Raw genomic sequence first — 654 nt, 5'->3', positions numbered from 1 at the left:
CGTGGGGCGGGTGCTTTCCGGGTGGGCGCGCTCGTGTCTGACGCACCACGGGGGTGCTGCGCGAGGTCCGTGCCGGAGCTGTCCGCTCCGTACGGCCTGTGCTGTGGTGACTCGGCGCTGCGGGGGCGGTTGTCCCGGTGCGATCCTCCGGTCGCACGGCCGCTGCCTCAGCACGCCGGGGGGCGGTGGTGGCAGCGGTTTGGCGGGGTCCGTCTTTCCTGCGCCGGGCCGTACAGCCCAGACCGCGTCTGCCGACGACCACCGCGGCGGCATGATGCCCCGTGATGGTGGTCGAAGCGGTGGAAGCCTGCTGTTTCAGGGGGTTCAGCCAGTGCTGGGCACCCCACCTGCTCGAATACGCCGGATCGATGGCGATCACGGAGAGTCCGGCGTGGTGGGCCATCCCGGACAGGCGGTCACGGAACCTGCCTGTCGGGATCCCCGCCACGGTGCGGCGGAAGGCTTTGCCGCGCCGGCCCCGGCCCGGTCTCTCCCGGCCGGTGGTGCGGGCGTCAGTAAAGTCCAGGTTCTCGATCACCAGTGCCGCGCACTCATGCTGCTGGGCGAGGTGCAGGAGCTGGGAGATCGCTGCGCGCAGTCGTGCGTCGCGGGTGGGGGCGGGCAGATCGGACAGTTGCAGGGGGATGGTGTGGG

General features: G+C 71.6%; 1 pseudogene. It reads right to left on the bottom strand.

Going from position 1 to position 654, the window contains the following annotated elements:
* Positions 1 to 654 (bottom strand): annotated as a pseudogene (locus G6048_RS49100) (hypothetical protein); the annotation flags it as partial.

It is taken from the genome of Streptomyces ureilyticus, assembly GCF_011045025.1.
Taxonomy (GTDB): Bacteria; Actinomycetota; Actinomycetes; order Streptomycetales; family Streptomycetaceae; genus Streptomyces; species Streptomyces ureilyticus.
This window is presented reverse-complemented; position numbering and strand designations above follow the sequence as displayed.